This is a genomic window from Vulcanisaeta sp. EB80 (assembly GCF_002078205.2).
Genome location: NZ_LCWN02000083.1, coordinates 1 through 8,541, shown reverse-complemented (window position 1 = coordinate 8,541; position 8,541 = coordinate 1). Strand labels below are relative to the sequence as shown.

Sequence of the window (8,541 nt, the reverse complement as noted above, 5' to 3'; positions counted from 1 at the left end):
TCGTTCCTGTGAAAAATGCTTTTAAATTAAGCATTATGGCGTGATGTGATGAGTAAAGCAAAAACTGTGAGTAAGATTGAGACTAAGGTGGTTACCCCTACACCATTGGGCATTCCTATCGATGTGAGGATTACGCAGTGGGTTGCCATACTCTCGGCGATTGTTTCCTTCACGGCATTAGCCTATTACCTAAGGCTTTACCCAGTACTCCTATATGGCTGGTACATAAACGAGTTCGACCCATACATAAGGTTCTTCATGACCGAGCAAATGCTTAAGTACGGCACGATTAAGGGGCTGCTTTGGTGGTTGCACAAGGGTTATGGCGTCGTATTCACGCATTTCTGGTACCCCTGGGGTATTAACTGGACAATAGTACTATCGCCAGGTGTATCCTGGCTAGGCGTCCTAGCCTACAAGGTGCTCTCCCACCTGGGCTTTGACCTATTGCAATCAGTTGTATTATTGCCCGCCATTGCCAATGCCGCCGTGGTTCCAGCCATGTTTTACCTGGGTTATAGGCTTGGTGGTAAGTATGTAGGCCTACTGGCTGCCCTATGGTCTGTTTTCACGACGATGTTCCTGCAGAGGGGTACGGCGGGCTGGTTCGCTGATGCTCCATTGTTTCAATTCTTCGCAACCCTAGGTCTCGCCTTCTACATAGAATCACTCAGTAGGAGGGATAATTATTGGTTATTATTTGCGATCCTTTCGGCATTGCTTAACGGCATAAATGTGTGGACCTGGGGCTCCTATGTATTTCTATGGAATTTCTACGGACTGTTCACAATAGTGATACTACTCTATTTATTAATCAAGATAGCCAGGAGACAAAACCTACCCTTTGCTGCTGATAGGCTTATCATGACATACGTGATAGTTGATTTAGGGTTCTCCGCCTTTATAATTACGACGCCGAGGTACGGTTTCCACACGTTGGTGTCAGGCATGGGTGGTATGGCTAATGCCGCACTGCTGTTCTCGATAATTGCGTATCTCCTCATTAAATTATACCCAAGATTCCCGAGAATAATGACCACGGTGGTTAGGTATTTCCTCATGGCTTTGGTCGTCGCCGTAATCGTTGTCATAGGGCTTAGTTTCACCTCAATAGGGGGTAAATTCCTGGGAGCGTTGGCGCCCCTCGCCAGAAGTGCCATTGTGCAGAGCGTCGCTGAACACTCCCCATCATCATTACAGCAAAGCATTTATAACGTATCGATAACATTACCCTTCGTAATATACACGATATTATTATCCGTAATATCGCTATCACTGCCTGCGGTGTTGATAAGCGTTGGATCCTTAGCCGCCGCCTACTTCGCGTCATCAGAGGTATGGTTATTCATGGTACTGGGCGTATTCTGGATACCCGCGACGGCCTACGGCTTCGTTAAACTAACGGAACTTGCATTGAGCAGGCGCGCCATGATTGGCTTATCAATAACGGCATTGCTTGGTGTTGTTTTAGCGATAGCCCTAGTAATCAACATACAACCTGCGTTGTCCATGTCAATAATGCCTCAGCAGATAGTTAGTACGGTTACGCCACCATTCCCAACACCTGACTGGCTTGACGCACTTCAGTGGTTGGCCTATAATACCCCACCAAATGCCACTGTACTTTCGTGGTGGGATTATGGTTATTGGACAGCAATAATTGGTAATAGGACGAGCCTCGCGGATAACTCCACAGTGAATGGCACACAGATAGCCCTTATAGGGAGTTTCTTCATGTCCAACCCCTACAATTACACGGGTGTTTTAGATAAATTAAATGAGCTACACGACCCGCAGTACATATTGATATTCGAGCCATACTACGTCTATGGACCCATAAATGCCACAGGCACAGGCCCAATGTGCGTGCTTATTCCTGAGTACCCAGCCGGTGGCGATTTCGCGAAGAGCTACTGGATGGCTAGGATAGCTGGGTATTCAACCAATTACATAGCCAACACATTCATATCACCGGCGCAAATAGGTGGATCAACGATCTATGTACCCTACGCAAACAACACATTCTACGCAGCCTATAACGTAACACTGTACAGCCTAATGTTTAATTCCGAAGTGGTTAGTTCATCATACACGGTATGGGCAACCTGCCTAAGGAATGGTATACCTGCGTATTGGATATTCGAGGGAATACCAACAATTATGCCGGAGGCTGGTGGGGCATCCTTTAAGCTAGCCTACATTGGTTTACCTGGGTATGAGGGACCCGTGACACCCTGGTACTACCTGGTCTACCCGCCGCCATGGGCTCAGTTGGTGTATGTCTCCAGGCCCTATGGTTGGGTGATTATTTACAAGATTAATTACAGCTTGTTAAGAGCCCTGGCTGAAAACCAGACCCTACCTAGTTCCTGAGCCCTGACTTGCGCTTTGTTTGTGACTTACGAGTATTGCGTTAATAATGTCCTGGCTTAGCTTGATTTCGCCACTCATTATCTTCATTAATAATCTATACCTGCCATACTTATCGTCTAGAGAGAACTTCGGTGGGTGTGGGATTTCGAGTTCGCCGCCGCAGTATGGACACCTATCCTTCCTCATTGTGTATCTACCGCAATTTTTGCACCTCCTCAATATCGAATCCATTGATTACTCACCTATCCTCGTGAAGCTAGCCTCACCACCCCTCTTCTTAATCTCCGTGGTTATGAAATTAACAACGTCCTTCAACACCAATTCAAGCTTCTTGGGATCCTTACCAACAATATCTATCCTATACCTAGGTGGGCCTATTGTGTATATTCTAACGCCATCAACACCCTCCTTCCTAGCCAAATCCATAGCCTTCAATAAGACCTCCCTAACGTGCCTAACACCGTCTGGTTTAATGCTTATTATCCTAATAACGCCCGAAATTTCTGTTGACTCGACCTCAATCCTCTCCTTGGCAACTTCGTTGATCGCGTTTATGACATCATCACTAAGCCCCAACTTCCTTAAGTCACCTGCTCCATGCTTAGCCGCATTCTCGAATATCGATAGGAAATCACCGTAGTAATCCTCGAGCTTCCAACCAAAATCCTGTAATGCCTTATCGAGGGGCATATTCAGTTTCTTAGCAACTAACTCGAGGAGCTTCACGCCCTTCAACGTCCTCTTCCACTTGGCTAACTTCTCCCTCTTCTCCTCCTCCCTAACCTTCCTAAGCGAGACGTCAATAAGCCTCCTACGCGCATCGACCCTAATAACCCTAAAAACGGTCTTCTGCCCTAATCTTAGGTAGTCCTTTATGTCGTGGAACCAGGATTGAACCACCTCATTGATTGGCGCATAGGCTTCTAAACCACCATATTCATCAAGGAGTACGTAGGCTCCATGCTCCAGGATCTTGTACACGGTGCCTATCACGAGGTCACCTATGTCCGGCAGCTCCTTCCTAGAAATTCTGACAGATAGGACGTTCTTCCTAATCTCATCCACCCTATCCTCCCTCTTGCTCATTGCCTATGGTGATTATGGACAGAATTTATACCTTTTTCGTCAATTAACCTCGACATCGTCTAATTAATCATAGAATCGATGCATGATACCCAGGACGCAGGCTGCACCTACCTAGTAACAAAACTATGTCCTTAAACGTTACTTACTAATTAGATAGATATTAAGAGGGCCTAGTCGTATGTCGCCACGATTGTGGCGCCAACGATCCTACCCTTACCTCCGGTGGGCTCTATCAATACGTTACCGCAGACTAGGCACCTAACAACCATGGCTGGTCTATCGAAAACCACCTGTTCATTACCACAGTTATTACATCTAACCCTCAGGAACTTTGAGCGTGGTCTCGGTACAAGGACTGATCGCCAGTTTGTGGGCATTATTATCACCTCGTTTCAGCCAACTCAACCTTCTTCAACCTGCCCAGCGGCTTCATTATTACGTAACCGCACTGCCTGCACTGTAGCTTGACCACTATCTTCTTCGTGGTCTTAGAGAACCTCTTCTGCTTGGGCTTTCTGCTTGAGCCATAACCCTTGAGCTTCCTCAAATACCTCCTCTGCCCCTCAGCTAGGTTCCTCCTCTTCCCATGGCTGTATATGGTGACCGTGTGATCCGTGTACGTATTACACCTCGGGCAATACACCCTAACAACCTTTGGGAACTTCACGACATACGTGAGGTAAAACCCCCTTTTATACTTTTACCTCAGCATATCTAACGAATAACATCAACAACACCTCTACGCATTAACTCCTCAGCATCAGTCCTAGGTAGCACCACTAAATCAAACTGCGAGAACGGACCTAGCGACACCAGACGAACGCTGTAGAGAGTTGGGAACCCCTTCTTAAAGGAGACTATTGATAACCCCTCAGCCTTGCTTTCACGTGCCTCGGCAACCCTCAACTCCAGGAGCGGCATTAGAAACCTTCTTTCCTCGATAAATAATAATTCCTGGGGAATATCCTTACCCACCTGGTAATACCTCATTATCTTCTCAATCCTCCTCCTAACAAACGATGCCAATGCCTCCCTAACCATGTTTCTCATGGATTCGAGTAATTCCTTATCGAGTACATTACCACCTATGGATAACCTATTATTAATTTCTTGGATTAATTGGGCATATGACTCATATGGTGGTTTTTGAAGATCCTCGGTGCTCGTCTCCGTCCTCACTAAATCGAGTAGTCTCTTTAGTGTGTCGCTAATCAACGAGCTCACCCCAATTAGTCATTACTAGGTAGATACCTATGTATGTGGGCACCTTAATGATACTACCCTCATCACCAACCACATCCTCGCCCAAAACCCTCCTCACAGGTAACTTCTTAATTAACCTAAGTGTTAATGAACCCTTCCTGAACTGTATCGCCTTATCGATTACGTACTCAACACCCCTCTCCAAATCGCTTGGGGTTAGCTTAACCACTCGGAGGCCCGTCTTTCCATGCAGTGAATTCGGCATCCTAATGAGCCTATGTACATCCATAGTCACAACCTCATCAATATGCGTAGACAACCTCTCACTAATCACTGAATTGAACGAGCTTAATTTCCGAACTAGGTACTTACTAACCCTACCTCTACCACTCCTACTGGTAATACTATCCAGAAGCCCTGAGTCAGTCTCATGAATAACTGAGGCAAGCCTACCGCCGATGCCCCTCAACTTCATGTCTATAAGAACAACATTACCCCTAATTAGGTGCTCGATATCGAAGCCACGCAGAAGCAGGTAATCAACTATCTCCCTCCTCTCCTCGTCACTCAAGCCCCTAACCTCCGACGACTCAATATGAACATGAAAACCCCTATGCCCACTGAAGAAAATCTTTATTGATGAGTCGGAGAAACCAAAGTCCTCTATCAGGGAGTCGAGAAGCTTATTCACCTCCTCTGCGGCATCACTTAGGCATTCCAGAGTCATTAACTCAACACCTTGGCAGCTCTGGGTTGGTAGGTGATCACCGTCTATATCGAACACAAGGTCAGCGCCCAACCATCCCTTGGCGTCCATGTCCTGGTTTGTTGGGTCTTTGTATATGGCTGTTGAGTAGTATATGTGCGATGGCGTGTTACTAATGAGGAAGTGCTTTAGTTCCTCCTCGTTTTTGAAGCCCATGTGCCTAACCATGCCCTCCTTATCGAAGAATTGAAAACCAAACTCCCTACCCTGCAAGTCACTAACCTCAGACAAATCAATAGACCTATAGTAATTCCGGAACAATACCTTAACCAGGTCTATGAAGCCCACCATCTTATGAAACTCCCAGCACAAATACCGTAATAAAGGGTTTTATCACCATTTTCAAGTATTACCTTTATTGCCCAATTACTCAATCATTGGCGCTATGTAGTATGTCAACTTACCACCCATGGGTATCTCGAAGGTTAAGGCTATGGGCTTCTGCGTGGCAAACTCTATAGTTACGATATCACTAATCCTATAGGCCTTGGACACCGTATCAACTAGGTAATCAAGGCTGTACTTAGCTGTGGCTGGCTCCTTAAGGTCGTACTCAAACATTACCTCACCCTCCTTCTCAAACTTAACCTCCACATCACCCTTATCACTACTCGCCGATATGTATAGACCATCATCCTTAGCGTCAAATTTGACCGCATCGGCAATAACGTCGGCATCCTTGAGGGCCTCGTTTAGTGAGTCGCTGGATACCTTGGCTAGTACCGTGTATACTACCTTGGGTGTTGGTAGTTCCTCGGCGCCAATGTCTATTAGGGGTAGTGTCATTGTTCTCGATGCCTTGCCCAGGAGCCTAACCTTTAACTTGCCCTCGCCAACCTCAATGCCGAGCTTGTCGCCCTTCTTAATTCTCCTAAGTAGTTTCTTGAAGTCATCGAAATTAACGCCAATCCTAACCTCCTCATTGAGACTCTCTGGGAATTCCTCAAAGGCTTCCTTCGGTATTAATAGGTCTATCATGGCTGTTCTTGATGGGTCTAGGGCCCTTAGCTTCAAACCATCGCTTGCCAGTGTGAAGTTTGCCTCCTCAATTAATGCGGACACCGCATCCACTATTTGCGAGAACTCCCTTGCATCTGGGTATGTTATCTTTACCTCAGAGGACATCAATTACCAAGCCCGCAACTTAAATTTAAACCCTACATCCTCAACAAAAACCGTAATACCCAATCTCTCAATCAATTTTGATCACTCATACTCACGCCAAACATAACCACACCTAGTACATTTGTAAAACCTTGTTGGCGGCTCATCCGCAGCCCTCGTTTGCTGAACCCAGAAGTAAGCCTCCTCATTGCCGCACCTTGGGCAAACCTTTCTAACCTTCGGCAAGGCCTCCTCACCAGACTTGGTGAGTACTATCGGTTTATCATCCCTCCTATTCAATGTTGTTTTCTCCACAAGCTTGGCACTACTGGTATTTGCCTCCTCAACATAACCGCACTTCGGGCATTTCCAAATGGTCTTACCACCCTCCTTTGCTAAAACCATCATGCTCCTACAACGGGGGCAGAACTTTATGGCCATTGCACAAAACCTCGAGGCAACCCATTTATTAAACCTTCTAAACATTGCATCGATTATGTAATATTTATTAACCCTAACAACCAGCGTTTCACGACCAGCCTTGGTTAGTGTTAGGGATGTACCTGCTGAGTTATTGATAAGGGAGTTGGCCAAGTACCTCAGGGAAAACGTGCCTCAGGTCAAGCCGCCAGACTGGGCATTATTCGTTAAGACTGGGCCAAATAAGGATAGGCCCCCAATGCAGGATGACTGGTGGTACGTTAGGGCCGCCGCAGTGCTTAGGAAAGTATACTTAAATGGTCCCGTGGGTATTGAAAGACTTAGGATGGCGTTTAGCTATAGAGCCAAGATCGGTGTCGGCGTCAGGAGTGAGAGGACTAGGAAGGCTGGTGGCGCAATAATCAGGAACATACTTCACCAACTCGAGAGTGCGGGGCTCATAACAAAGACTAAGGGGGGTAGGGTCGTGACACCCCAGGGTAGGGCACTACTCGATAAGCTAGCCCTAAATATACTCAAGGAACTAGCCAAACAAAATCCAGAACTTAGCAAGTACGTAACCCCAAAACCTGCGGAGCAGGGCTAAGTGATTAGTTAGATTAGGTTAATAAAGGGTTTTAACTACTCTTTGGTAAGAATGTCTGTCAACGAGGGTTATGATGAGGAGCAATCAGGTGGTGATGAGGAGATTGAAGCCATTAGGCAGAGGAAAATGCAGGAGCTACAGAGACAGATTGAAGAGGAGAGGAGGAGGCAGGAACTCGCGGCCCAGAGAAGAGCCGTGCTTAGGACAATACTAACGCCCGAGGCTAGGGAGAGGCTTGATAATTTACGGATAGTTAGGCCGGAGCTTGTTGAGACTCTTGAGCAACAATTGATAACCCTGGCCCAGTCAGGTAAGGTAAGGGTGCCGATCACCGACGAGGATTTGAAGAGAATTCTGGAAACAATTTATAAACAGACCCATAGGGAGTTCAGGATAAGGTATAGGTGATAGGCATGGCAAGAAACAAACCCCTAGGCAGGAAAATTAGGCTGGCGGCAGCAGGTAGGTCAAATAGGGCACCACCAATTTGGGTAACGGCAAAGACCAACAGGAGGGTTTTGACGAACCCAGCCAGGAGGCATTGGAGGAGGGTTAAATTGAAGGCATAGTTATAAATAAAATAAACAAAATAATAAATTGAGTCTAATGCTTCCACCTACAAATAGGATTGTTTTAACGGGCTATTTGCTCGGCATAGCGACGATAATACTCGCAATATACCTAATAACGCACCCATTCGTTACTCACATGTACTATAACGGACCAATAAATAATACGTCAATAACCATACAAACGAACCCAAGCGACTACATAATCCTACTTGCACGTGCATACAACAACACAGGGGCTGAGCTTAATGTAATGGTTATTGAACGTGTACCCGAGACAAACATCACGGTTCCTCAATACTACTCAATTAGTTTAAAACCGGGTGGTAACAGGACCATGAGTTTCATGCTTGTTTATCAGGTGAGTATTGATGGCAACGGTTACGTAACACTGGTGGGAATAAGGAGGACAC

13 protein-coding genes are annotated in these 8,541 nt (G+C 46.2%); 5 read left to right on the top strand and 8 right to left on the bottom strand.

Annotated features, from left to right (window positions below; translation table 11 throughout):
- The first annotated feature begins 48 nt into the window (after positions 1-48).
- Positions 49-2,373, top strand: a complete 2,325-nt coding sequence (locus tag B7L70_RS11095; protein WP_081228246.1) for an STT3 domain-containing protein — start codon at positions 49-51, stop codon at positions 2,371-2,373.
- On the opposite strand, the gene B7L70_RS11090 is transcribed toward B7L70_RS11095, so the two are convergent.
- From B7L70_RS11090 to B7L70_RS11055, 8 genes are all read right to left on the bottom strand, one after another.
- Positions 2,359-2,604 (bottom strand): RNA-protein complex protein Nop10, encoded by a 246-nt coding sequence (locus B7L70_RS11090; RefSeq protein ID WP_081228245.1) that lies wholly within the window; start codon positions 2,602-2,604, stop codon positions 2,359-2,361. The two genes, B7L70_RS11095 and B7L70_RS11090, sit on opposite strands and share 15 nt — an antisense overlap.
- Before the next feature lie 3 nt (positions 2,605-2,607).
- Positions 2,608-3,459, bottom strand: coding sequence for a translation initiation factor IF-2 subunit alpha (locus B7L70_RS11085; RefSeq protein ID WP_081228244.1), 852 nt, complete (start codon positions 3,457-3,459; stop codon positions 2,608-2,610).
- A gap of 170 nt (positions 3,460-3,629) precedes the next feature.
- Positions 3,630-3,836, bottom strand: coding sequence for a 30S ribosomal protein S27e (locus B7L70_RS11080; protein WP_081228249.1), 207 nt, complete (start codon positions 3,834-3,836; stop codon positions 3,630-3,632).
- Positions 3,837-3,841: 5 nt separating this feature from the next.
- A complete protein-coding gene (locus tag B7L70_RS11075; protein WP_081228243.1) occupies positions 3,842-4,126 on the bottom strand; it encodes a 50S ribosomal protein L44e in 285 nt (94 codons plus the stop codon).
- 47 nt (positions 4,127-4,173) lie between these two features.
- Positions 4,174-4,683, bottom strand: coding sequence for a hypothetical protein (locus B7L70_RS11070; RefSeq protein ID WP_081228242.1), 510 nt, complete (start codon positions 4,681-4,683; stop codon positions 4,174-4,176).
- Positions 4,667-5,719 carry a DNA primase catalytic subunit PriS gene (gene priS, locus B7L70_RS11065; protein WP_081228241.1) on the bottom strand — a complete coding sequence of 351 codons (1,053 nt, stop codon included), beginning with the start codon at positions 5,717-5,719 and terminating at the stop codon, positions 4,667-4,669. The genes B7L70_RS11070 and priS overlap by 17 nt, the downstream gene beginning before the upstream one ends.
- Before the next feature lie 75 nt (positions 5,720-5,794).
- A complete protein-coding gene (gene pcn, locus B7L70_RS11060; protein WP_081228240.1) occupies positions 5,795-6,553 on the bottom strand; it encodes a proliferating cell nuclear antigen (pcna) in 759 nt (252 codons plus the stop codon).
- A gap of 81 nt (positions 6,554-6,634) precedes the next feature.
- The gene (locus B7L70_RS11055; RefSeq protein ID WP_081228248.1) at positions 6,635-6,967 is read right to left on the bottom strand and encodes a transcription factor S; all 333 of its coding nucleotides are present in this window, start codon (positions 6,965-6,967) and stop codon (positions 6,635-6,637) included.
- Positions 6,968-7,073: 106 nt separating this feature from the next.
- Here B7L70_RS11055 and B7L70_RS11050 point away from each other — a divergent pair, with 106 nt between their 5' ends.
- The 4 genes from B7L70_RS11050 to B7L70_RS11035 form a co-directional block, all read left to right on the top strand.
- Positions 7,074-7,559, top strand: coding sequence for a 30S ribosomal protein S19e (locus B7L70_RS11050; protein WP_081228239.1), 486 nt, complete (start codon positions 7,074-7,076; stop codon positions 7,557-7,559).
- A gap of 51 nt (positions 7,560-7,610) precedes the next feature.
- The gene (locus tag B7L70_RS11045) at positions 7,611-7,967 is read left to right on the top strand and encodes a DNA-binding protein (RefSeq protein WP_081228238.1); all 357 of its coding nucleotides are present in this window, start codon (positions 7,611-7,613) and stop codon (positions 7,965-7,967) included.
- A 5-nt stretch (positions 7,968-7,972) separates the two neighbouring features.
- Complete coding sequence (locus B7L70_RS11040; RefSeq protein WP_081228247.1) at positions 7,973-8,128, top strand: 50S ribosomal protein L39e; 156 nt, start codon at positions 7,973-7,975, stop codon at positions 8,126-8,128.
- 37 nt (positions 8,129-8,165) lie between these two features.
- Positions 8,166-8,541: hypothetical protein (locus tag B7L70_RS11035; protein WP_081228237.1), on the top strand; the 376-nt coding region annotated here is incomplete at its 3' end.